17 protein-coding genes and 1 pseudogene are annotated in these 23,678 nt (G+C 71.7%); 6 read left to right on the top strand and 12 right to left on the bottom strand.

What is annotated here, in order from left to right; genetic code table 11:
* Positions 1-205: 205 nt before the first annotated feature.
* From CYQ11_RS16545 to bldG, 3 genes are all read right to left on the bottom strand, one after another.
* On the bottom strand, positions 206-2,599 hold the full coding sequence (locus CYQ11_RS16545; protein ID WP_099199791.1) for a sodium-translocating pyrophosphatase: 2,394 nt from the start codon (positions 2,597-2,599) through the stop codon (positions 206-208).
* Between the two features lie 637 nt (positions 2,600-3,236).
* The gene (locus tag CYQ11_RS16540) at positions 3,237-3,707 is read right to left on the bottom strand and encodes an ATP-binding protein (RefSeq protein WP_099199792.1); all 471 of its coding nucleotides are present in this window, start codon (positions 3,705-3,707) and stop codon (positions 3,237-3,239) included.
* A 169-nt stretch (positions 3,708-3,876) separates the two neighbouring features.
* Positions 3,877-4,218, bottom strand: coding sequence for an anti-sigma factor antagonist BldG (gene bldG / locus CYQ11_RS16535; protein ID WP_030367299.1), 342 nt, complete (start codon positions 4,216-4,218; stop codon positions 3,877-3,879).
* A 54-nt stretch (positions 4,219-4,272) separates the two neighbouring features.
* Here bldG and CYQ11_RS16530 point away from each other — a divergent pair, with 54 nt between their 5' ends.
* Positions 4,273-6,957, top strand: a complete 2,685-nt coding sequence (locus CYQ11_RS16530) for a DEAD/DEAH box helicase (protein ID WP_240003439.1) — start codon at positions 4,273-4,275, stop codon at positions 6,955-6,957.
* A 77-nt stretch (positions 6,958-7,034) separates the two neighbouring features.
* Here CYQ11_RS16530 and CYQ11_RS16525 read toward each other — a convergent pair whose 3' ends face one another.
* The 7 genes from CYQ11_RS16525 to ssd form a co-directional block, all read right to left on the bottom strand.
* The gene (locus CYQ11_RS16525; RefSeq protein ID WP_099200189.1) at positions 7,035-7,355 is read right to left on the bottom strand and encodes an Rv3654c family TadE-like protein; all 321 of its coding nucleotides are present in this window, start codon (positions 7,353-7,355) and stop codon (positions 7,035-7,037) included.
* Between the two features lie 37 nt (positions 7,356-7,392).
* Positions 7,393-7,737 (bottom strand): TadE family type IV pilus minor pilin, encoded by a 345-nt coding sequence (locus tag CYQ11_RS16520; protein ID WP_099199793.1) that lies wholly within the window; start codon positions 7,735-7,737, stop codon positions 7,393-7,395.
* Positions 7,724-7,972 (bottom strand): DUF4244 domain-containing protein, encoded by a 249-nt coding sequence (locus CYQ11_RS16515; RefSeq protein WP_240003473.1) that lies wholly within the window; start codon positions 7,970-7,972, stop codon positions 7,724-7,726. Before CYQ11_RS16515 ends, CYQ11_RS16520 begins: the two co-directional genes overlap by 14 nt.
* Positions 7,973-8,187: 215 nt before the next feature.
* Entirely contained in the window at positions 8,188-8,721 is a 534-nt protein-coding gene (locus CYQ11_RS16510) for a type II secretion system F family protein (RefSeq protein WP_398780631.1), read from the bottom strand.
* 334 nt (positions 8,722-9,055) lie between these two features.
* Positions 9,056-9,949, bottom strand: coding sequence for a type II secretion system F family protein (locus tag CYQ11_RS16505; protein WP_099200192.1), 894 nt, complete (start codon positions 9,947-9,949; stop codon positions 9,056-9,058).
* A complete protein-coding gene (locus CYQ11_RS16500) occupies positions 9,946-11,103 on the bottom strand; it encodes a TadA family conjugal transfer-associated ATPase (RefSeq protein ID WP_099199795.1) in 1,158 nt (385 codons plus the stop codon). The genes CYQ11_RS16505 and CYQ11_RS16500 overlap by 4 nt, the downstream gene beginning before the upstream one ends.
* Complete coding sequence (gene ssd / locus CYQ11_RS16495; RefSeq protein WP_099199796.1) at positions 11,100-12,209, bottom strand: septum site-determining protein Ssd; 1,110 nt, start codon at positions 12,207-12,209, stop codon at positions 11,100-11,102. Before ssd ends, CYQ11_RS16500 begins: the two co-directional genes overlap by 4 nt.
* 451 nt (positions 12,210-12,660) lie before the next feature.
* On the opposite strand from ssd, the gene CYQ11_RS16490 reads away from it, so the two are divergent.
* Entirely contained in the window at positions 12,661-13,560 is a 900-nt protein-coding gene (locus CYQ11_RS16490; RefSeq protein ID WP_099199797.1) for an HAD family hydrolase, read from the top strand.
* A 267-nt stretch (positions 13,561-13,827) separates the two neighbouring features.
* On the opposite strand, the gene CYQ11_RS16485 is transcribed toward CYQ11_RS16490, so the two are convergent.
* A complete protein-coding gene (locus tag CYQ11_RS16485; protein WP_099199798.1) occupies positions 13,828-14,649 on the bottom strand; it encodes a Fic family protein in 822 nt (273 codons plus the stop codon).
* 101 nt (positions 14,650-14,750) lie between these two features.
* On the opposite strand from CYQ11_RS16485, the gene CYQ11_RS16480 reads away from it, so the two are divergent.
* Complete coding sequence (locus tag CYQ11_RS16480; RefSeq protein ID WP_099199799.1) at positions 14,751-15,743, top strand: ATP-binding protein; 993 nt, start codon at positions 14,751-14,753, stop codon at positions 15,741-15,743.
* On the opposite strand, the gene CYQ11_RS16475 is transcribed toward CYQ11_RS16480, so the two are convergent.
* Positions 15,683-17,209, bottom strand: a complete 1,527-nt coding sequence (locus CYQ11_RS16475) for a polysaccharide deacetylase family protein (protein WP_240003440.1) — start codon at positions 17,207-17,209, stop codon at positions 15,683-15,685. The genes CYQ11_RS16480 and CYQ11_RS16475 overlap by 61 nt on opposite strands.
* Positions 17,210-17,518: 309 nt before the next feature.
* On the opposite strand from CYQ11_RS16475, the pseudogene CYQ11_RS16470 reads away from it, so the two are divergent.
* The 3 genes and pseudogenes from CYQ11_RS16470 to nhaA all read left to right on the top strand — a co-directional run bounded on the left by CYQ11_RS16470 (position 17,519) and on the right by nhaA (position 23,621).
* Positions 17,519-19,870, top strand: a pseudogene (locus CYQ11_RS16470) (SulP family inorganic anion transporter).
* Positions 19,871-20,003: 133 nt separating this feature from the next.
* Complete coding sequence (acs, locus tag CYQ11_RS16465) at positions 20,004-21,971, top strand: acetate--CoA ligase (RefSeq protein ID WP_099199800.1); 1,968 nt, start codon at positions 20,004-20,006, stop codon at positions 21,969-21,971.
* 252 nt (positions 21,972-22,223) lie between these two features.
* Positions 22,224-23,621 (top strand): Na+/H+ antiporter NhaA, encoded by a 1,398-nt coding sequence (gene nhaA, locus CYQ11_RS16460; RefSeq protein ID WP_099199801.1) that lies wholly within the window; start codon positions 22,224-22,226, stop codon positions 23,619-23,621.
* The last annotated feature ends 57 nt before the right edge of the window (positions 23,622-23,678 follow it).

Here is a 23,678-nt window from a genome sequence, read left to right as displayed (position 1 = left end):
CCTGGGAACCGCGGAGCGGCTGTCCGGGCGCGGGCGGATACGTACGGGTGCTCGCCGTGCTGTTCGCTTCCTCACCTGCCTTCGGTGCCTGCCGGTGCTCTTCTGTTTCTCCGCGGTGCTCGTCGGTTTTCCGCCGGTGCTCTGCGGTCTTCCGTCGGTGCTCTGTGGCTCTTTCCGGTGAGCGGCCGTCAGCTGTCCGACCGCGTCAGGACACCACCGCCGGATCCACCGGCTTCGCCGCCCGTTCGGCGTTCCCGTCGTCGCCGTCCACCGCGACACCGCGCCGCTTGGAGACGTACACCGCTGCGACGATGACGACAATTGCCAGCGCGGCGACGCCGATTCTCACTCCCCTGCTGGCGTCGGCACCGTACGAGAACTTCACCACTGCCGGCGCGATCAGCAACGCCACCAGGTTCATCACCTTCAGCAGCGGGTTGATCGCCGGACCGGCGGTGTCCTTGAACGGGTCGCCGACCGTGTCACCGATGACCGTCGCCGCATGCGCCTCGCTTCCCTTGCCTCCGTGGTGCCCGTCCTCCACCAGTTTCTTCGCGTTGTCCCAGGCGCCACCGGAGTTGGCGAGGAAGACTGCCATCAGTGTGCCCGTACCGATGGCGCCCGCCAGATACGAACCGAGCGCCCCGACGCCGAGCGAGAAGCCCACCGCGATGGGCGCCATGACGGCGAGCAACCCGGGCGTGGCCAGTTCGCGCAACGCGTCCTTGGTGCAGATGTCCACCACGCGCCCGTACTCGGGCTTTTCGGTGTAGTCCATGATCCCGGGGTGCTCACGGAACTGCCTGCGCACCTCGTAGACGACCGAGCCCGCCGAGCGCGAGACCGCGTTGATGGCCAGCCCGGAGAAGAGGAAGACGACGGCCGCGCCGAGCACGAGCCCCACGAGGTTGTTGGGCTGCGAGATGTCCAGACTCAAGCCCATCTCCCCGGACTTTGCGTGCACGTCCTGTACCGCGGTGGCGATCGCGTCGCGGTACGAGCCGAAGAGTGCGGACGCCGCCAGGACGGCCGTGGCGATGGCGATGCCCTTGGTGATCGCCTTGGTGGTGTTGCCGACAGCGTCGAGGTCGGTGAGCACCTGCGCGCCCGCGCCCTCGACGTCCCCGGACATCTCCGCGATGCCCTGGGCGTTGTCGGAGACCGGCCCGAAGGTGTCCATGGCGACGATGACGCCCACCGTGGTCAGCAGACCCGTCCCCGCCAGCGCCACGGCGAACAGCGCCAGCATGATCGACGTGCCGCCCAGCAGAAAGGCGCCGTAGACGGCCAGGGCGATGAGCACCGCCGAGTAGACCGCGGACTCCAGGCCGACGGAGATGCCGGCGAGGACGACGGTCGCGGGGCCGGTGAGGGACGTCTTTCCAATGTCCCGCACCGGACGCCGGCTGGTCTCCGTGAAGTAGCCGGTGAGCTGCTGGATGAGCGCCGCCAGCACGATGCCGATGGCGACCGCGACGAGCGCGAGGACACGCGGGTCGCCGTCGTGGCCGCGCACGGTCTCGTCGGTGATGCCCTTCAAGTCCGCGTAGTCGGAGGGCAGGTAGGCGAACACGGCCACCGCCACCAGGACGAGGGAGATGACGGCCGAGATGAAGAAACCCCGGTTGATCGCGCTCATGCCGCTGCGGTCGCTGCGGCGCGGTGCGACCGCGAAGATGCCGATCATCGCCGTGATCACGCCGATGGCGGGCACGAGCAGCGGGAAGGCGAGCCCCGAGTCGCCGAAGGCCGCCTTGCCGAGGATCAGCGCGGCGACGAGCGTGACGGCGTACGACTCGAAGAGGTCGGCCGCCATGCCCGCGCAGTCGCCGACGTTGTCCCCGACGTTGTCCGCGATGGTGGCGGCGTTGCGGGGGTCGTCCTCGGGGATGCCCTGCTCGACCTTGCCGACCAGGTCGGCGCCGACGTCCGCGGCCTTGGTGAAGATGCCGCCGCCGACCCTCATGAACATCGCCAGCAGCGCCGCACCGAAGCCGAAGCCCTCCAGCACCTTGGGAGCGTCCGCCGCGTACACCAGCACCACGCACGAGGCGCCCAGCAGGCCGAGGCCGACGGTGAACATGCCGACGACCCCGCCCGTGCGGAACGCGATCTTCATGGCCTTGTGCGAGACGGCGGTCAGGTCCTTCTCGGGCTCCCCCTCGGCGGGCGTGGCCTCGCGCGCGGCCGCGGCGACCCGCACGTTGCTGCGCACCGCGAGCCACATGCCGATATAGCCGGTGGCCGCCGAGAAGAGCGCGCCTACCAGGAAGAAGACCGAACGTCCCGCGCGCTGCGACCAGTTGTCGGCCGGCAGCAGCATGAGCAGGAAGAACACGATCGCGGCGAAGACGCCGAGCGTGCGCAACTGCCGGGCGAGGTAGGCGTTGGCACCTTCCTGTACCGCCGCGGCGATTTCCTTCATGCGGTCGGTGCCCTCGCCTGCCGACAGCACCTGACGCACCAGCACCACGGCCACCGCGAGCGCCGCGACGGCGACGACCGCGATCACCATGATCAGGGTGCGATTGCCGCTGGTCAGTTCGACGGCGAGTCTTTGAGTGGAGTCCACCTGTTCAGGGGTAAGAGGCCCCGCCATTCGTCCTCCTTGACGTTTGGCACATGGGCGCGCAGCTGACCCGCGACCGCGAGAACAGCCGCCACGCTCAGGCGTCCTGAGCTCAAGATGGACGGATTGTAGGGAGCATGGCGAGATCAAAACAGAGCGCGGGAAACGGAATGAGTCTGCTCGACTGAAGGAAAGTGAAGATCGAATGCGTGAATACGGAGGACCGCGGAGGCGGCCCGCGGCGTAATCGATCTCCCGGTGTTCGCTCGTGAAGATCCCTCGTGAAGATCCGTGGCGCCCTTGGCGGACCCCACGAAACGCATTCCCGTCACCTACGCCCGGCGCGAAAAACCGGATCAGCCACCCTGCTTACGCCATTCGAGGCAGGCAGAACTACGGAAATGCGCTGAGCACCGCAAGAGTGGCACTGCGGCACCCACACCCCGGCAGCCGGCACTGCCCGGCCACTCTGGCTCCTGCCGCCAGGGACCAGCGCCTTGCCGGCCTTGCCTGACGGCCCTGGACGGGGATCCGGGGCCTTAGGCCGACAAGAGGACGCTAGGCGCGGAAACGAGCTGTGGTGACCCCAGGGGAGGGGGAAACGGCCACTGCGGCGCTGGGAACGCGGTGGTCCTCTACGGCGGTGACGCCAGAGACGCGGGATCCTCTACGACGCGACGGACGCCGGGGTCGTCGGCCAGCTCATCCGGATCAGACCCCCGGCCTCGTCGGCCGTGACCTCGACGTCGTCGACCAGCCCGCTGATGACGGCGAGACCCATGTCGTCCTCGCTCTCACCACCGCCGTCCTCCGCTCCCGCGGGCGCGGAGGGCACGCCGGAGGGCGAGGCCGCACCGGAGGCGGTCGCGACGGCCAGCGGGACGGGGCGGGGCGCCTCGTCCCCGACCTCGATGGAGAACTTCTTCTCGTCCTCGGTCAGGACGACACGCACAGGGCTGGAGATCCCATGGTTGACGTGCAGACCGACCGCACGCGAGCACGCCTCGCCGACGGCCAGCCGGACCTCGTCCAGAACGGCCTCGTCGACCCCGGCCCGGCGCGCCACCGCGGCCGCGACGAGCCTGGCCGTCCGGACATGCTCGGGAAGGGCACTGAAGAGCAGTTCGACGGTGGCCATGCCATCCCCCTCGGTGGTACGTGCCCTCGCGCCCACAGGGGCCAGGGCTGACTCGCAGAGAGGACGGACCCTCGCGCCCGTAACCCCCCGGCGTGACTGTGTGCCTGACTGCGCGGCTGCCGTCGGGCGGGCGGACGGCCGACAGCGCGGCCGGCCCGCCACCCGGCCGTCAGTCGGTCGCCTGCACCGCGTCCTCGACCGAGGTGTGGATCGGGAACACCTTGGTCAGGCCGGTGATACGGAAAATCTTGAGAATGCGCTCCTGGTTGCAGACCAGCCGCAGCGAGCCCTCGTGGGCCCGTACGCGCTTCAGCCCGCCGACCAGGACGCCGAGCCCGGTGGAGTCGAGGAAGTCGACGCCCTCCATGTCCACGACGAGGTGATAGCTGCCGTCGTTGACAAGCTCGACCAACTGCTCACGCAGCTTGGGCGCGGTGTACACATCAATCTCGCCACCGACCCGGACAACCGTACGGTCGCCTACGGTCTCGGTCGACAGGGACAGGTCCACGGATCCTCCAGCACCTTGCATCGAGCGGTCGCCCCCCATGGATCGGCAGCCGCGATGGCATTCAATCACTTACCGGCAGGCGCGCACGACGCCTTGACGCCATTGTCCGTCAGCCCAGTGACACACTCGATGTCGATGGCCAACGATCAACTCCCGCCGGAGGCGGGCGTACACCCGCCTCCCCGCACGGTCCTCGACCGACTGACCGCCGGGGCAGCCCGGGCTGCACGCATCACTCATACGGAGCACTTGCCCCCTCGTCCCGGACGTCATGCCCCCTGGCCCGAGAAGATCCGGCCGGAAGTCATCGACGCCATCCGGGCCGCCGGCATCGACCGGCCCTGGGCCCACCAGGCGAGCACGGCCGAGCACGCCCTGCGGGGCGAATCGGTGGTGGTGGCCACCGGCACCGCCTCCGGCAAGTCCCTCGCGTACCTGGCCCCTGTCCTGAGCACCCTCCTGGACGGCTCGGAGGCCCCCAACGGTCGCGGCACGACCGCCCTCTACATCGCCCCCACCAAGGCCCTGGCCGCCGACCAGCGCCGCGCCGTACGGGAACTCGCCGGCCCCCTCGGCAGGAGCGTCCGCCCCGCCGTCTACGACGGGGACACGCCCGTCGAGGAACGGGAGTGGGTGCGCCAGTACGCGAACTACGCCCTCACCAATCCCGACATGCTCCACCTGTCGATCCTGCCCGCCCACGCCAAATGGGCCTCCTTCCTGCGCGCACTGCGCTACGTCGTCATCGACGAGTGCCACACCTACCGCGGCGTCTTCGGCTCGCACGTCGCCCAGGTGCTGCGCCGGCTGCGGCGTGTCTGCGCCCGCTACGGCTCGGACCCGGTCTTCCTCCTCGCCTCCGCCACCGCGTCCGACCCGGCCACCGCCGCGAGCCGGCTCACCGGCGTGCCGGTCACCCAGATCACCGAGGACGCCTCGCCGCGTGGCGAACTGGTCTTCGCCCTGTGGGAGCCCCCGCTCACCGAGCTCCACGGCGAGCGCGGCGCCCCCGTCCGCCGTACCGCCACCGCCGAGACCGCCGACCTCCTCACCGACCTGGCCGTCCAGGGCGTCCGCACCGTCGCCTTCGTACGCTCCCGGCGGGGCGCCGAACTGGTGTCCCTGATCGCCCAGGAACGCCTGGCCGCCGTCAACCGCTCCCTCCCCTCCCGCGTCGCCGCCTACCGCGGCGGCTACCTGCCCGAGGAACGCCGCGCCATCGAGCGCGCCCTGCACTCCGGCGAACTGCTCGGCCTCTCCGCCACCTCCGCCCTGGAGCTGGGCGTCGACGTCGCCGGCCTCGACGCCGTCCTCCTCTCCGGCTATCCCGGCACCCGGGCCTCGCTGTGGCAGCAGGCCGGCCGCGCGGGCCGCACCGGCCGGGGCGCGCTCGCCGTGCTCGTCGCCCGGGACGACCCGCTGGACACCTATCTGGTCCACCACCCAGAGGCCCTGTTCCGGCAGCCCGTGGAGGCCACGGTCCTCGATCCGGACAACCCCTACGTCCTCGCCCCCCATCTGTGCGCGGCCGCCGAGGAACTGCCGCTCACCGAGTCCGACCTGTCGCTCTTCGGCCCCGAGGCCATGGTCGTGATCTCCCAGCTCGAAGCCCGCAAGCTGCTGCGCCGCCGGGCCGCGGCCTGGCACTGGACCCGCCGCGAGCGCGCCGCTGACCTCACCGACATCCGCGGCGGGGGCGGCCGCCCCGTCCAGGTCGTGGAGGAGGGCACGGGACGGCTGCTGGGCACGGTGGACGCCTCCGCCGCCCACACCACCGTCCACGAGGGCGCCGTCCATCTCCACCAAGGCCGCACCTACCTCGTGCGCCAGCTGGACCTGGAACAGTCCGTCGCCCTGGTCGAGCAGGCCGACCCGCCCTATTCCACGACCGCCCGCGACACGACCGCCATCTCCATCCTGGAGACCACCACCGAGATCCCCTGGGGGGACGCCCGGCTGTGCTTCGGCTCGGTCGAGGTCACCAACCAGGTGGTCTCCTTCCTGCGCCGCAAACTCATCACGAGCGAGGTGCTCGGCGAGACCAAGCTGGACCTGCCGCCTCGCACGCTGCGCACCCGGGCCGTGTGGTGGACGGTCACCGAGGACCAGCTCGACGCCGCCCGCATCACCCCCGAGGCCCTCGGCGGGGCCCTGCACGCCGCCGAACACGCCTCCATCGGCATACTCCCCCTCTTCGCCACATGTGACCGCTGGGACATCGGGGGCGTCTCCATCCCCCTGCACCCCGATACGCTCCTTCCCACCGTCTTCGTCTACGACGGCCACCCCGGCGGCGCCGGCTTCGCCGAACGCGCCTTCCACACGGCCGCCGGCTGGCTGGAGGCCACCCGCGAGGCGATCGCCTCCTGCGAGTGCGACTCCGGCTGTCCGTCGTGCATCCAGTCCCCCAAGTGCGGCAACGGCAACGACCCGCTCGACAAACGAGCCGCCATCCGCCTGCTGACCCGCCTCCTCGCCGGAGCCCCGGCCGACGCCCCGTCGGCCCCCTCGTCAGCCCCCTGGCCGGAGGATCCACCCGGAAGCCGGGACGAGCCCTCCGGCGAAACTCCGGAAGTCACCTCCGGCGATCCCTCGAAGGAGCGGTCCGGCGATCCCTCGGAGGACCGGTCCGATATGACTTCGCAGGACACCCCCCGCGACGCTTCACAGGAAACGTCCGGCCATCCAGCTGCCGGACCTCCCTCGGTTGAGGGACCGGCAGCGGAGGAGGCCGGCTAAGAAGCCGGCTGCTGCCGGTACAGCTACTGAGGGCCCGACTCCGGCGGAGACGGCCACCGAGGAGGGAACCCCCGGCGTCACCCCTGACCGGCGCCTCCGCTCCGCAGCGCGTACGCAGCTTCCGGCGGTCCCGCGCGGGCCCGTACGCGCACGGCGTAGGGGCCCGCCCTCGCCTCGGCCGCCACTTCGGCGATCTCGCCGCTCACCGCGCACCGCACCACCACGGCGCCCTGCGCCACCGCCACCTTCCGGGCGAGCCCGCACGCCGCCGGCTCACCGGAAAGAGCGTGGTCGGCGGCCGCCAGTGCCGCAAGGTCCGCCGCTCCTCCGGCACGGTGACGGGCCGCCACGGCCTGCCCCATGGCCAGGACTGCCGTGAAGACCACGCACAGCGCCATCGCCGCTACCGCCGCCCACACCGTCGCCGAGCCGGCGTCACCCCACCGTCTCCTCTGCAAGAGCCACCGCCTCTCCCCGCAGCGACACCGCCAGTGGACCGGGGCCCGCTGCCCGGGACTCGACCCGCACCCGCACGAGGTCGCCCTCCCGGGCCAGCCCGACCCGGGCGCCGCGCGGAGCCGCCGCCCGGGCCGCGGCGACGGCGGTCGCCGGAGGGTCGGACCGGGCCGCCGCCCTCGCTCCCGCCCGGGCCGCGTCCACGCACTGGATCTGCGCGGCCGCAGCCATCAGCGCCCAGACCAGGGCCAGGGCGAGCAGCGTCAACGTCGGCAGCACCACCGCGGTCTCGGCGGTCACATAGCCGTCGTCAGAACGTCGCATGGAGCGCCCTGACGATCAGCTGCTGGAGCGCGCCGCTCACCGCACCGCTGGTGACCACCTTGTAGAGCACCGCCGCGAGCGCACACGCCGCCAAAGTCCCCACCGCGTACTCGGCGGTGGTCATACCGGCCTGCCCGGCGTCCGCCCTCAGCCGGGCTCGCCGACGCGACCACCACGACGTCGCCTTCACCGTCGCACCCGTCGGCGCTGCCGCCATCGCGGTCGTTTCCGTCATCGCTGCCATTGCCACTCCCCCGCCTTGTCCGTCTGCCTCTTCTGCCACCAGTCGCCACCAGTTGACGTCCTGGATCCCTTGTCCCAGCCCGCCGTCCGTGTCTCGACGGGTCCGCGTCCCGACCGCTTCAGCCTGGTTCGTCTGCTCGCTCTCCCTCCCGGCTTCGCCCGCCGCCCGTTCTGCCACCACGTCAATCTCCGTCCGTCGCCGTGGCGTCACGGCCCGGTGCCGCGCATGAGCCCACTCGCCAGTCCGATGACCACGGGCACCACACCGACCGTCAGGAATGCGGGCAGGAAGCACAGACCCAGTGGGGCGGTGGCCAGAACCCCCGCGCGCCGGGCCCGGATGGCCGCCGCCCTGCCCTGCTCGGCACGCAGCCGCTCGGCCAGTCGCGACATCGGCTCGACCGCGGGAACGCCCGTGGCCTGTGCCCGTTCCAGGCAGCGGGCCAGCCCTGCCGCCCCGGGCACGCTTCCCAGCCGCCCCCAGGCCGTGGCGGGCTCACCGCCGAGCCGGACCTCGGCGGCAGCCTGGGCCAGCCGCTCGCCGACCGGGCCGCCCAGTGAGCCCCCGACCGCTTCGGCGGCCTCCCGGGGGCTCGCGCCGGCCGCCAGACACGCGGCCAGGAGATCGGCTGCCAGGGGAAGCTGCGTCGCCGCTTCCTCCGCCGTGACCTCTCCCTCAGCTCGCGCGGTCTTCCTCCGCCGCCTCCACAGGACGTACGCGGTCGCGACAAGCGTGACCACACAGCCGGAGACCCCCACTGTGAACGCGACGCATGCGACGCCGCCGGCCCCGGCCGCCACGACAGGCAACCTGCCGCCTCTCGCCACACCACCCCGGCCCGGCCACTGGCGTCGCCGACCGCCCCGGCTCGCCACCGCTCGTTCCCCGAAGAGCGCCGCACCACGGCGACGAGCCGACCTTCTGGCACGCACCCGACGCCCCATGACCACCACACACGCTGTCGCGGCCACGGCCAGCATCACCGCCCACAGGCTGTGGACAAGTTCTGTCCGCATCTCCCGTCTCCCCCTCTCGTGTCACCGGCCACATGCCCTGCGTCCCCTCTTCATGTCCTCAACCCGCGCCCGGCCGCTCGGCGGCCTGGACGATCCGCCCCGTCCAGGCGATGCCCGCCGCTTCGAGCAGGCCGCCGAGGGCGAGACAGCCGAGCCCGGCCGGGGTGTGCAGCAGCACCCTCAGAGGACCGGCGCCCAGCGCACTCCCCATCGCGAGGGCGAGGGCCGGGAGCAGCGCGAGCATCACGGCGGTGGACCTCGTGCCCGTCAACTGGGCGCTCAGCTCCTCCCGCTGGTCCCGCTCGGCGGCCAGCGCCGCCGCGACCCGCTCCAAGCCGGCGGCCAGCCCGGCGCCTCCGTCGACCGCCACCCGCCAGCAGGCGGCCACGCCGTTGAGCCCCTCGGCCCCCGGTGCGAGCGCGGCCTGCCGCAGCGCGTCCGGCACATCACCCCCGAACCGGGCCGCCGCGGGCACCGCCGGCCAGCCCGGCCCCAGCGCCGCCCCCGTCAGCCCCGCCATGGCTTCGCCGGGCTGCCGGCCTGCTCTCAGCTCGCCCGCGACGGTGCCGCACATGTCGATCACCGCCGCCTCGCACCGTTCCCGTTCGCACCGCCGGTGTCGCGCCACCAGCCAGCGGCGGACGAGCGGCACGGCCAGCGCCGCCGCGATCACCGGCAGGACCGACGAGCCCATCAGGGCGACGGCACACCCGACCGGAAGGCAGAGCAACTCACGTCTCGCCCCTCCAGCCCGCCGCAGGCGTTCGCCCCAATCACCCAGCCGGGCGAGCGCTTCCGGCCCGCCGCCGCTTCCCGCCACGCCCCCGCCCGCAAGCAGGAGCCGGGCCCGCCGCAGCCCCGGGCGGGCCCGTACCGCTGCCCCCACGGCGGCCACGGCACACAGCGCCACCCCCCATGACACGGCCTCCAATACGGAAGGTGAAGCGGTCATGGCGTGCTCCCGCCGCGCTCGCACAGCGTCGTGAGCCGCTCCCAGCCGGGCGCCCGTTCGAAGCCGGCGGGACCCCAGACGGCTGCCGGGACGGTGGTCACGAACCCGGCGCGGTCACGGTCCAGTACGTGCACCTCCGCGATCCGCCGCCGCCCCGTGGGCTCCCGGACCAGGTGGATCACCAGCGACAGGGCGGCCGCCAACTGGCTGTGCAGCGCCGCGCGGTCCAGCCCGGCCGTCGATCCCAGCGCCTCCAGCCGGGCCGGGACGTCGGGCGCGGCGTTGGCGTGCAGCGTGCCGCACCCGCCTTCGTGTCCCGTGTTCAGGGCGGCCAGGAGGTCGGTGACCTCCGGGCCGCGCACCTCGCCGACGACCAGCCGGTCCGGGCGCATGCGCAGCGCCTGACGCACCAGGTCCCGGAGGGTAACCAGTCCGGTTCCCTCCTGGTTCGCGGGCCTGGTCTCCAGGCGGACGACATGGGGGTGGTCGGGGCGCAGTTCGGCGGAATCCTCGGCGAGGACGATCCGTTCGTGCGGCGCGACCAGCCCGAGGAGGCTGGAGAGCAGCGTGGTCTTGCCCGAGCCCGTGCCCCCGCTGATCACGAACGACAGCCGGGCGTCCAGCACGGCTCGCAACAGGCGCTGTCCTCCGGGCGGCACGGTCCCGGCGGCCTCCAGTTCGTCGAGGGCGAAGGCGCGGGGCCGCACGACGCGCAGGGACAGGCACGTCGACCCGACGGCGACGGGCGGCAGCACCGCGTGCAGCCGGGTGCCGTCCGGAAGCCTGGCGTCCACCCAGGGGCGGGCGTCGTCCAGCCGGCGGCCGGCGACCGCGGCGAGCCGCTGTGCGAGCCTGCGCACGGCTGCGGCGTCGGGGAAGGTGACGCTCGTCAGCTCGAGTCCCCGGCCGCGGTCCACCCAGACCCGGTCGGGTGCGGTGACCAGCACATCGGTGACCTCGGGCTCGGCGAGCAGCGGCTCCAGCGGTCCCGTGCCGACCAGTTCGGAGCGCAGTGTGGCCACGACGCCCAGCACTTCGGCGTCCCCCAGCAGCCGCCCTTCCCGGCGCAGGGCTTCGGCGACGCGGGCGGGTGTCGGCTCGGCCCCGCTCTCGGCCAGCCGCAGTCGCACCGCGTCCAGCAGCGCGGCGCTCACGCGGGGACACCCCCCTCGCCGACGAACGCCCGCGCCCAGAACTCCGCGCTGAACCGGGCGAGCGGGCTCCGACGGCTCCCACCCGGGGGTTTGCCGGCGTGCAGAGCCTCCGCCAGACCTGGCTCCGGAGGGAGCTCACCGGCCAGCGGCACCCCCAGCAGCCGCGCGATCTCCTCGCCGTCGAGTCCTGAGCCGCACGGGCCGCGGACGACGGCCCGCAGATCGCTCAGCATCATCGCCAGCGTCGAGGAGACCCGGTGTGCCGACGCGACGGCCCGCAGCTCGGCGGGCACGACCAGCAGGGCCATGTCGAGCTGCCCGATGGCCTCCATGGCCGCCTCGTCCAGCCTGCGGGGAAGGTCGACGACCACTGCCCCGCCGCGTCTGCGGGCGGCGGCGAGCACGGCCCGCATGGCCTCGGGCGGGACGGCCGCGCAGTCGCCCCGGTCCCAGCTCAGGACGCGCAACGAGTGCAGTTCGGGCAGGGCCTCCTCCAGGGCCCGGCCGGCCATGCGGCCCCGGGAGTCGGCGAAGGCGGGCCACCGCAGTCCCTCGGCTCTCTCCCCGCCGAGGAGGACGTCGAGGCCGCCGCCCAGCGGGTCGCCGTCGATCAGCATCGTGCGCCGTCCGGCGCGCGCCGCGCCGACGGCCAGGGCACAGGCGAGGGTGCTCGCCCCGGCGCCGCCCCGGCCGCCGATCACCCCCACGGTGAGGGCGGGGCGGCCGGCGCCTTCCACGGCGTCGGCGATCCGGTCGACCAGCCAGCCCTCGCCGTCGGGCAGCAACGCCACGTTCAGTGCGCCGATCTTGACGGCCCGGCGCCAGACGTCAGGGTCGTCGCGATCCCTGCCGACGAGCACGACGCCTTCCCGGCGGAGTGCGCCGCCGAGCCGGGGCGCGCAGTCTTCGCCCACCAGGATCAGCGGGGCCCTCTCCCAGCTGCCCCTGCGTGCGGGCATGCCGTGCACGACCTCGGGCACGGCCCCGGCCGCCGCGCACAACCGCAGCAGATCGTCGAGCAGCCCTTCGTCCTCCGTGACGATCAGAGGCCCGGCCAGCCTTCCGTCCACGGAAGCGGGCCTAACGGATGCGTGGGATCCGGTCACGGTGCCCTCCCCTCTCACTACGCGCTCTCGCGTCCGCGGGCATCGCGGAACTCGCGGGGAATCACCGTGCAGCGAACTGGGAAATGGTGTGGATCTTGGTCAAAAACTGTGGACAACTCAACGGTTGTGAATATCCCCCTCACCTATACCGGTGACTTCCGGAGAGCAGCCTCGCGATTACCCTGCGTAACGGGCAGGATGGGGGCAGCCAGCGCGCCGATCGCGGCGCGAGAGGGGAGGGAGGGCCCGATGGCGATGCGCGAAACGCATCCGGACATGCGACGACCCCCGCCGGGGGGGAGAGCGGGGGTCGTCCCCACGGCCGACTCGGGGGGGGAGGAGTCGGACCGGGTTAGACACGGTCGCGAACGATCCGTGACTTCCATGGTGTACCCGAGAGCCTTCTCAGGCAAACCCACACGCCTCAGCTTACGCCGAATGGAGGGCCCCTATGCTCGGCGGAGTGGAAAACCACTCCTTGCCTCGGACCGCCGCGTTCTTTGATCTGGACAAGACGGTCATTGCGAAGTCGAGCACGCTCACCTTCAGCAAGTCCTTCTACCAAGGCGGCTTGATCAACAAGCGCGCCGTGTTGCGCACCGCCTATGCGCAGTTCGTCTTCATGGCGGGCGGCGCCGACCACGAGCAGATGGAGCGGATGCGCCAGTATCTGTCCGCGCTCTGTCAGGGCTGGAATGTCCAGCAGGTTCGCGAGATCGTCGCGGAGACCCTGCACGAACTCATCGACCCGATCATTTACGACGAGGCCGCCTCCCTCATCGAGGAGCACCATGCCGCCGGGCGCGACGTCGTCATCGTCAGCACCTCCGGCGCCGAGGTCGTCGAGCCGATCGGCGCGCTCCTCGGCGCCGACCGGGTGGTCGCCACCCGCATGGTCGTGGAGGACGGAGCCTTCACCGGAGAGGTCGAGTACTACGCCTACGGCCCCACCAAGGCCGAGGCCATCCGCGAACTCGCCGCTTCCGAGGGATACGACCTGACGCGCTGCTACGCCTACAGCGATTCGGTGACGGATATCCCCATGCTCGAGTCGGTCGGCCATCCGCACGCCGTCAACCCGGACCGGGGGCTGCGCCGTGAGGCCATGGCTCGCGACTGGCCGGTCCTCTCCTTCAGCCGGCCGGTGCGGCTCAAGCAGCGCGTGCGGGCGCTCCCCATGCCCTCGCGACCGGCACTGGTGGCAGCAGCGGCTTTCGGTGCGGCCGCCGCCACCGCGGGGCTGGTCTGGCTCGCCAACCGCCGCCGCACACCCGCGTCCGCCTTGTCCGCGTTTAGCGTGAAAAGCAAAGAACTACGGCCTGGACTTCCGCTTCCGTCAAGACAGGAGTAGAAAGGACTTAACGGCCCGCGAGACCAGGGACATCCGGGAGGACGCCCTTCACGCACCAAGGCCCCACGGACCGAGCACGAACGTTGAGCACCCACGCGACGCCGACCCGTCGATTACGGGCCAGCCGCACCAGGTGACGGGCGAAGTCCCCGACCTGATGGGCAAATATCGTGCACGCATGGTAACTCGGCGAACGTGCCAGCGGCGGCACCAAAGCTTCACGGGTGCCGCCGCAACCCTTGTCCGGGCCTTTCCCCGGCGATCCCCTCAAGCGGCGCCGCGCTGAAGCGCCTCACACACCGCCGTGCTCTCCCGGACGCCGAGTTCCACGGCCTTGGCGCAGTGCGCGATCCAGGCCGCCATGCCCCCCGGCGTTCCTGAGACATAGCCGTCGAGCGCCGCCACGTACGCCGCACGGCCCAATTCCGCGTGACCCACTTCGGACGGGCAGATCGCCTTCGGGTCCAACCCGCTGCCCACCAGGACGATCCGTTCGGCCGTCCGGGCGACGAGGCCGTTGTACGAGCCGAACGGGCGCAGCGCGAGCAGCTCGCCGTGGACGACGGCCGCCGTCACGAGCGCCGGCGCCTCGGTACCGGCGATCAGCAGGTCCGCCAGCCCCTCCAGCCGTCCGGACATCTCGTCCGCGCCGGGCAGCGCCAGCTCGAGAAGCGGCTCCTCCACCGGCTCCCCGGGCAGCCGCGGCCGTCCGATCGTCTCGTCCGGCCGGTCACCGCCGGCGGCCACCAGGTGCAGCCGGGCCAGCACCCGGAGCGGCGACTGCCGCCAGACGCTCAGCAGTTGACCCGCTTCCGCGGTGAGCCGCAGCGCGGCGCCCACGGTGCGCGGCTCGCCCTCGCCCCCGAAGTCGGAACGCCGGCGCACCTCTTCGAGCGCCCAGTCGGCGCCGGAGAGTGCGGCCGAGCCGCGCGCGCCGCGCAGCGCCGCCTCCGCGGTGACCTCGTTGCTGCGGCGCCGCATGACGCGGTGCCCGTACACCCGGTCCACCGCCTTGCGCACGGAGTCCACGGAGTCGGCGACGCCCGGCAGGGAGGCCAGGGCGGCAAGCGGATCGGCTGTCGTACTCATGGGTACGACCCTACGCACTTCAGCTCTACACCCCTCGAAAGAGTGGTCCTCTTCACTCACCACTCTCACTCAGAGCACCCTGCCACCTACCCTTGGTGAACATGAAGATCGCTTTCGTGGGGAAGGGCGGCAGCGGCAAGACCACGCTGTCCTCTCTGTTCATCCGCCACCTCGCCGCCGGCCGCGCTCCCGTCATCGCCGTGGACGCGGACATCAATCAGCATCTGGGCGCGGCGCTGGGGCTCGACGAGGCGGAGAGCGCCGCGCTCCCCGCGATGGGCGCGCGGCTGCCCTTGATCAAGGACTATCTGCGGGGCACGAACCCGCGCATCGCCTCCGCCGACACCATGATCAAGACGACGCCGCCGGGAGAGGGCTCCCGCCTCCTGCGCGTCGGCGAGGACAACCCGGTCTACGCGGCGTGCGCCCGGACCGTACGGCTGGACGACGACGCCTCCGTCCGGCTGATGGCGACGGGACCGTTCAACGATTCCGATCTGGGTGTGGCCTGCTACCACTCCAAGGTCGGCGCGGTGGAGCTGTGTCTGAACCACCTCGTGGACGGGCCGGACGAGTACGTGGTGGTCGACATGACCGCCGGCAGCGACTCGTTCGCGTCCGGGATGTTCACGCGGTTCGACATGACCTTCCTGATCGCCGAGCCCACCCGCAAGGGCGTCTCCGTCTACCGCCAGTACAAGGAGTACGCCCGCGACTTCGGTGTCAGCCTGAAGGTCGTGGGCAACAAGGTGCAGGGGCAGGACGACCTCGACTTCCTCCGCACCGAGGTCGGCGAGGACCTGCTCACCACGGTCGGCCACTCCGACTGGGTGCGCGCCATGGAGAAGGGCCGGCCGCCCCGCTTCGAGCTGCTGGAGGAGGCCAACCAGCAGGCTCTGCGCACCCTGCGCGCGGCGGCGGACGGCATGTACGAGCACCGCGACTGGCAGCGCTACACGCGCCAGATGGTGCACTTCCACCTCAAGAACGCCGAGAGCTGGGGCAACGCGAAGACCGGTGCCGACCTGGCGGCTCAGGTGGATCCCGCCTTCGTCCTGGACGAACGGCTGCTCGCCGCGCCCCAGCCCGCTTGAGCCCGGCGCGCGCGGTTCTTCCCGGAGTCCTCGTCGTCCCGGGAGTCGTCCGAGGCGTCGTCGTCCGCGGAGGAGTGCCCGCCCCGCCCGTGCGAGCCGTGGCCGTGCGAGCCCCGCTCGTGCGGCCCCCTCTCCGAGAAGTCCTCGTCCGGGTCGTGACTTTCGGCCGGTTCGTGCGACCGGCCGGGCCGCTCGGCGGGTTCGTGCGACTTACCCGGCCGCCCGGCCGGCTCACCGGCCTCCGTGCGGCCTGAGAGGAAACGCTCCCAGCCGCCCTTCGGCGCCTCACCGACGTCCAGCTTCCGCAACCTCGCGAGCACCGCGGGGTCCTGTGCGTCCATCCAGTCCGCCAGCTGTTTGAAGGACACGCACCGCACGTCTTCCTTCGTACAGACCTTCTTGATGACGCTCTCGACGGCACGCATGTACGTACCGCCGTTCCACGACTCGAAGTGGTCGCCGACGAAGAAGGGTGCGCGGTTGCCGTGGTACGCGCGGTTGAAGCCGGCCATCAGGCCGTCGCGCATCTGCTTGCCCCACGCGTCGTAATGGTCGGGATCACCGTTGGTCGTGTCCGACTGGTTGGCGAGGAAGTTGTAGTCCATCGAGAGCGTCTCGAAGTCGCGCCCGGGCACGGGGACGTCCTGGAGCGGGAAGTCCCACAGGCCGTGGATCTTCTTCGGCCAGACCTGGCGGCCGCCCTCCGAGCTCGCGTCGTAGCGGAAGCCCATGTCCTTGGCGGCGGGGATGAGGCGGCGCTGCCCCTCCAGGCAGGGGGCGCGCCCGCCCACCAGCTCCTTGCTGTAGTCGAAGGGCAGCGACGGCTCGTCCTTCAGACCGGCGTTCGTCCTCCAGTGCTTGACGAACGACTCGGCCTGGCGGATCTCGCTCGTCCACTCCTCGGTGGACCAGGTGCCGACCCCGCGGTCGGCGCCGCAGAAGTGGCCGTTGAAGTGGGTGCCGATCTCGCTGCCGTCCAGCCAGGCGCCGCGGAGCTGCTCCACGGTGGCGCGGACTCCCTTGACGTCGTTGAAGCCGATGTCCGACGCCCCGCGCCGGTGCCTCGGCGGGTCGTAGAGCTTCCTCTTCTCCTCGGGGAGCATGTAGACGCCGCTGAGGAAGTACGTCATGGCCGCGTGGTACTTCTTGCCGACCGCGCGGAAGTGCGAGAACAGCTTCTGCCCGTCCTCCCCCGCGCCGTCCCAGGAGAAGACGACGAACTGCGGGGGCTTCTCGCCGGGCGCCAGGCGCCGCGGCTTGGGCTGTCTGGGCTGGGGTCCGGTCTCGGCGGTGGAACCGTCGCCGATGAGGCGGGCCGGCCGCTTGGCCGCGTGGGGGTCGGAGACCATGCCCGCGCGGGAACCGCCGGGGCGGCCCTCCTCGCCGCTCCCGGAACATCCGGCCGCGCCCGTGGCCAGCGCGAGGGCTGTCAGGCCGCCCAGCGCGGTTCTCCATGCAGCAGCCATCAGCCACCTCGTCCCTCGGCTCGCTCAGCCGCTCCAAGCGATCAGGAGTTCACGCGACGTCAACCTCGCACGAACGAACGGGAGAACGAGGGAGGACGAGCTGATAAAAGTACAAGTTCACCCAATGGGGGGAAGTCGGCCTTCATCACCCCTTCACCTCTTCCACCCCGCCTTTACTCTCCATTACGATTCATTTACCCAGAGTTGAGAATCCCCCGCCGCAGCAGCCACTCCCGGCTTCACTGCACGCCGTGACCACGGGCGCGCCCCGAGCGCGACCGCGCCGCCCCGACGACGACGGGAACGACCATGCAAGCTCAGCCTGTTCAGCCTGTTCAGGTGGTTCCACCGCCTTCGGCGCGACCACCCGACGCCCTCCTGGTAGCGGAAGGCGAGAAGCGCCCGCGTTCCACCTGGCGGCGGGATCTCACCGCTTCCCTGGTCATCTTCCTGATCGCCGTCCCCCTCTCCCTGGGGGTCGCGCTGGCCACCGGCGCACCGCTCCAGGCCGGGCTCGTCGCGGCGGCGGTCGGCGGGGTCGTCGCGAGCGTCCTGGGCGGTGCGCCCCTCCAGGTCGGCGGGGCGGCCATGGGCCTGGTGATGGTGGCGGCCGAGCTGGTCCAGCGCTACGGCTGGCGGGCCACCTGCGCGATCACTGCCCTCGCCGGGCTCGCCCAACTCGCCCTGGGAGCCGCACGGGTGGCCCGTGCGACGCTGGCGATCAGCCCCGCCATGGTGCGGGGGCTTCTCGCCGGGATCGGCGTCACGGTCGCGCTCGGCCAGCTGCCCGTGGTCCTGGGTGGCGGTCCGGCCCATTCCGTGCCGGCGAGCGTCGCCGGGCTGCCCTCACGTCTGGCTCATCCGCTCCCGGCGGCGCTGCTGGCCGGTGTGGTCACAGTGGCGGTGCTGATCGCCTGGCCCCGGCTGCCCGGCCGGGGCGGCCGGTGGGCGCGCGTGCTGCCGGCGCCACTCGCCGCGGTGGCCGTCGCGACGGCGGGGAGCCTCGCCCTGGACCTGCCCCGGGTCTCCCTCCCCCAGTGGGAGGGACAAGCGTTGCCCACCCTGCCGGACGGACCGGTGCTCGGCGTCTTCGCGGCCGTCCTGACGGTCACGCTGGTGGCGAGCATGGAGTCGTTGCTCTCGGCGGTGGCGATGGAGCGACGGCGCGCGGCCCAGGAGGGGGACGGAGAAGCGGCAGGCCCCACCGGGGCGGCCCAGGAGCCGGCCGGCCAGGAAGCGGCGAACGTCCTGTCCGAGCTCCTCGGCGGCCTGACGGTCGCGAGCAGTACGGCCAGGGGGCCGTCCGGTGGTGCGGCAGCGGCCGGCCACCGCAGGTCCACGGTGCTGCGCGGGGCGGGGGTGCTGGCGTGCGCCGGCCTGCTCGCGGCGTCCCTGGAGCTGATCCCGCTCGCCGTCCCGGCCGCCCTGGTGATGGTGTTGGGGGTGAGGATGGCGACCTTCGCGCACATCAAGCACGCACGGGGGCAGCGGGAACTCCCCCTGTACGTCGCCACGCTGGGAGCAGTCCTCACCCTGGGCGTCCTGCGGGGCGTCGCTGTGGGGGTCCTCGTCGCGGGGTGCCTCTTCGTGCGGCGGCTGTCCCACACCCGGATCGTCGTCAGCGAGGAAGAGGGCCGCCACCGGGTGGGCGTTCATGGGTAGCTGACCTTCCTGGTGGTGCCCCGGTTGAGCCGGGCACTGGCGCAGGTGCCGGACGGCTCGGACGTGGTGGTGGAGCTCGGCGGCTCCTTCATGGACCACGCGGCGTACGACGCGCTGCAGAGCTGGTCCAACGCCCACCGGGAGCGCGGTGGCCGGGTCAGCCTCCTGGGCCGGTACGGGCGTCCGGTCGCCGAGCCGGCCAGCGCTCACGCCTGCCGCCCCTGGACGCCGTGGCGCAATCACCACTGCACCCGGCCCACCACTGCGGGGCGGGACCTCGAAGGCGCCGCCACGACGGCCGGCGGAGGTCAGCTGCTGGGCGGGGTGAGCGCTTTCCAGCGCAATACCGCGCCTCTCGTGCGCGACGAGCTGGCCCGGCTGGCCCGTGAGGGGCAGCAGCCCAGCCAGCTGTTCCTGACCTGCGCCGACTCACGGCTGGTGACCAGCATGATCACCTCCAGCGGTCCGGGGGACCTGTTCACCGTGCGCAACGTCGGCAATCTGATGCCCCCGCCCGGCAGCGACAGCTCGTGCGACTCCGTCGCGGCGGCCGTGGAGTACGCCGTCGAGGTCCTGCGGGTCGGCAGCATCACCGTCTGCGGCCACTCCGGGTGCGGTGCGATGCAGGCCCTGCTGGACAGTGCCGCCTCCCCGGCCGGTCACGGCCTGGCGCCCGACGGTCAGACCCCGCTCACCCGCTGGCTGCGGCACGGCCGCCCGAGCCTGGCGCGGATGCAGCGGATCGGACGGCTGGGGCGCGGCGAGGTCGCCCTGACCGACAGGCCGGTGGCCGACGACGTGGAGCGGCTGGCGCTCGTCAACGTGATGCAACAGCTCGACCACCTCATGGCCCACTCCTGTGTGGCCCGCCGGGTGGCCGAGGGGTCGCTCCACCTCCAGGGGATGTACTTCCATGTGGCGGAGGCGCAGGCGTACGTACTGGACCGGCGCTCCCGCACCTTCAGCGCCGTCCGGCCCGAGGTGCTCGATGCCGTCTGACCTCGGGCGACGCCCCACCCACCCGCGTGGCACAGGTCTAAACCAGTATTTGCCGATACCCCTTGTCAGGGTGTGCCCCGGGCTGATGAGCTATGGCCGGGACGCAACGGACCCCCTGGGAAAGGGAGATGTCGTGAGCAACGAAAGCCTGGCCAACCTCTTGAAGGAGGAGCGCCGCTTCGCGCCGCCTGCCGGCTTGGCCGAGAAGGCCAATGTCACCGCGGAGGCGTACGAGCAGGCGACGGCTGATCGGCTGGGCTTCTGGGCCGCACAGGCCCGCCGCCTGAGCTGGGAGACGGAGCCGACCGAGACCCTGGACTGGTCGAACCCGCCCTTCGCGAAGTGGTTCGCCGACGGCAAGCTCAACGTGGCGTACAACTGCGTCGACCGCCATGTGGAGAACGGCCTCGGCGACCGGGTGGCGCTGCACTTCGAGGGCGAGCCGGGCGACTCCCGCTCGATCACTTACGCCCAGCTCCAGCGCGAGGTCTCTCAGGCCGCCCATGCTCTGACCGAGCTGGGCGTCCAGGCCGGCGACCGGGTCGCGATCTACCTGCCGATGATCCCCGAAGCGGTCGTCTCCATGCTGGCGTGCGCCCGCATCGGCGCCCCGCACTCGCTGGTCTTCGGCGGCTTCTCCGCCGACGCCCTGGCGACCCGCATCAACGACGCCGACGCCCGCGTCGTCATCACCGCCGACGGCGGTTTCCGGCGCGGCAAGCCCTCCGCCCTCAAGCCCGCCGTGGACGAGGCCCTCACCCGCCCCGGCACCGAGAACGTCCGCAGCGTGCTCGTCGTCCGCCGCACCGGCCAGGAGGACATCGCCTGGACCGAGGGCCGCGACGTGTGGTGGCACGACCTGGTCGCGCGCCAGCCCGAGCAGCACACCCCCGAGGCCTTCGACGCCGAGCACCCGCTGTTCATCCTCTACACCTCGGGCACCACGGGTAAGCCGAAGGGCATCCTCCACACCTCCGGCGGCTACCTCACCCAGAGCTCCTACACCCACCACGCCGTCTTCGACCTCAAGCCCGAGACCGACGTGTTCTGGTGCACCGCCGACGTCGGCTGGGTGACCGGCCACTCGTACATCGTCTACGGCCCCCTGAGCAACGGCGCGACCGAGGTGATCTACGAGGGCACGCCCGACAGCCCCCACCAGGGCCGCTGGTGGGAGATCGTCCAGAAGTACGGCGTCACGATCCTCTACACCGCGCCCACCGCGATCCGCGCCGCCATGAAGTGGGGCGACGACATCCCCGCCCGGTTCGACCTGAGCAGCCTGCGCGTCCTCGGCTCGGTCGGCGAGCCCATCAACCCCGAGGCCTGGGTCTGGTACCGCAAGCACATCGGCGCCGACGTCACGCCCGTCGTCGACACCTGGTGGCAGACCGAGACCGGCAGCATCATGATCAGCCCGCTGCCGGGCGTCACCGAGGCCAAGCCCGGGTCGGCCCAGGTGCCGCTCCCCGGCATCGCCGCCACCGTCGTGGACGACGACGGCCACGAGGTGCCCAACGGCTCCGGCGGCTACCTGGTCCTCACCGAGCCGTGGCCCTCCATGCTGCGCACCATCTGGGGCGACGACCAGCGCTACCTCGACACCTACTGGTCCCGCTTCGAAGGCCGCTACTTCGCGGGCGACGGCGCCAAGAAGGACGAGGACGGCGACATCTGGCTGCTCGGCCGCGTGGACGACGTCATGCTGGTCTCCGGCCACAACATCTCCACCACCGAGGTCGAGTCCGCGCTCGTCTCGCACCCCAAGGTCGCCGAGGCCGCGGTGGTCGGCGCGAACGACCCGCAAACCACCCAGGCCATCTGCGCCTTCGTCATCCTGCGCGGCAACGTGAACAGCGAGGAGGAGGGCCTGGTCGAGGAGCTGCGGGCGCACGTCGCCAAGCAGCTCGGCCCCATCGCCAAGCCCAAGCGGATCCTGCCGGTCGCCGAGCTCCCCAAGACCCGCTCCGGCAAGATCATGCGCCGCCTCCTGCGCGACGTGGCGGAAAACCGGACCCTCGGCGACGTGACCACCCTGACCGACTCCTCGGTCATGGACCTCATCCAGGCCAAGCTCCCGGCCGCCTCCAGCGAGGACTGACCGCGCGTCGCGGCGCCGCCCGACCGTCCGTAAGGGCCTCTGACAAGCCCGAACGCGCCTGCGACGAGTGAAGGGCACCCGGCAGTCCGCCGGGTGCCCTTCACTCTTTTTGGTTAGAGTGAGTATCTGTCGCATAAAAATCGCGACAAGATTCAAGGGCGCGCCGGGAAGTCTGGTCGGCATTCAGCACGCGTGTACGCACACACACGCGGCTGTTTCCAGTCGACCGCTGACACCAGGAGGTCCACCATCGTGGCCGCGCCCAAGAACCGCCGTTCCGTCTTCCTCGGCCGGCTTCCGCTGCCCGAGCGGAACTACCTCGCGGACGCGCTGCGCACCGAGACCGTCGGCGGCGTCCTGCTCCTCGCCGCCGCGGTGGCCGCCCTGATATGGGCGAACACCCCCCTGCGCGACAGCTACGAGTCCGTGCGCTCCTTCCACCTGGGCCCCGGATCCCTCGGGCTGGACCTCTCCCTGGAGCACTGGGCGGCCGACGGCCTGCTGGCCGTCTTCTTCTTCGTCGCCGGCATCGAGCTCAAACGCGAGCTGGTGGCCGGCGAGCTGCGCGACCCCAAAGCCGCGATCCTCCCCGTCGTCGCCGCGGTCTGCGGCATGGCGGCGCCCGCCCTCGTCTACTTCACGACCGCCGCCAGCGGAGGCGGCTCACTGGGTGGCTGGGCCGTGCCGACGGCCACCGACATCGCCTTCGCCCTCGCCGTGCTCGCCGTCATCGGCACGGCGCTCCCGTCGGCGCTGCGCGCCTTCCTGCTGACCCTGGCCGTCGTCGACGACCTCTTCGCGATCCTCATCATCGCGATCTTCTTCACCTCGAAGATCAACTTCGCGGCGCTGGGCTTCGCCGTGGTGGGCCTGGCGGTCTTCTGGCTGCTGCTGCGCAAGGGTGTCCGCGGCTGGTACTTCTATGTACCGCTCGCGGTGGTCAACTGGGCACTGATGTACAACAGCGGCGTCCACGCCACCATCTCCGGCGTGGCCATGGGCCTGATGCTGCGCTGCACCCGCCGGGACGACGAGCGGCAGTCCCCCGGCGAGCGCATCGAGCACCTCGTGCGCCCCCTGTCGGCCGGCCTGGCCGTGCCGCTGTTCGCGCTCTTCTCGGCGGGGGTGGCGATCTCCGGTGGCGCGCTCTCGGACATCTTCCACCGGCCCGAGACGCTGGGCGTCGTCCTCGGCCTGGTCGCCGGCAAGACCATCGGCGTCTTCGGCGGCACCTGGGCGGCGGCCCGTTTCACCAGGGCCGAACTCAACCCGGACCTGAAGTGGCCGGACGTCCTGGCCGTGGCGACCCTCGCCGGCATCGGCTTCACCGTCTCCCTGCTGATCGGCGAGCTGGCCTTCAGTGACGACCCCGTCCTCATGGGCGAGGTCAAGGCAGCCGTCCTCGTCGGATCCCTGATCGCCGCGGTCCTCGCGAGCACTCTGCTCAAGCTGCGCGACAACAAGTACAAGAAGCTCTGCGCAGAAGAGGACCGGGACGACGACGAGAACGGCATTCCGGACATCTATGAGCAGGACACCCCTGAATACCACCTCCGGATGGCCGCCAAGTACGAAGCGAAGGCCGCCGCGCACCGCAAGCTCGCCGAAGTCGCCGGGCACGGCACCACCGACGACGACGGTCCGGCATGATCTGAGAGTCTTGCGTTTGCGGTGCTCTGCCCGAAGACGCGCAGACGCGGACCCGCG

This window comes from Streptomyces cinnamoneus (assembly GCF_002939475.1).
GTDB classification, from domain to species: Bacteria; Actinomycetota; Actinomycetes; order Streptomycetales; family Streptomycetaceae; genus Streptomyces; species Streptomyces cinnamoneus_A.
Note: the sequence above shows the minus strand (reverse complement) of the source record. Positions and strands in the feature narration are given on the sequence as shown.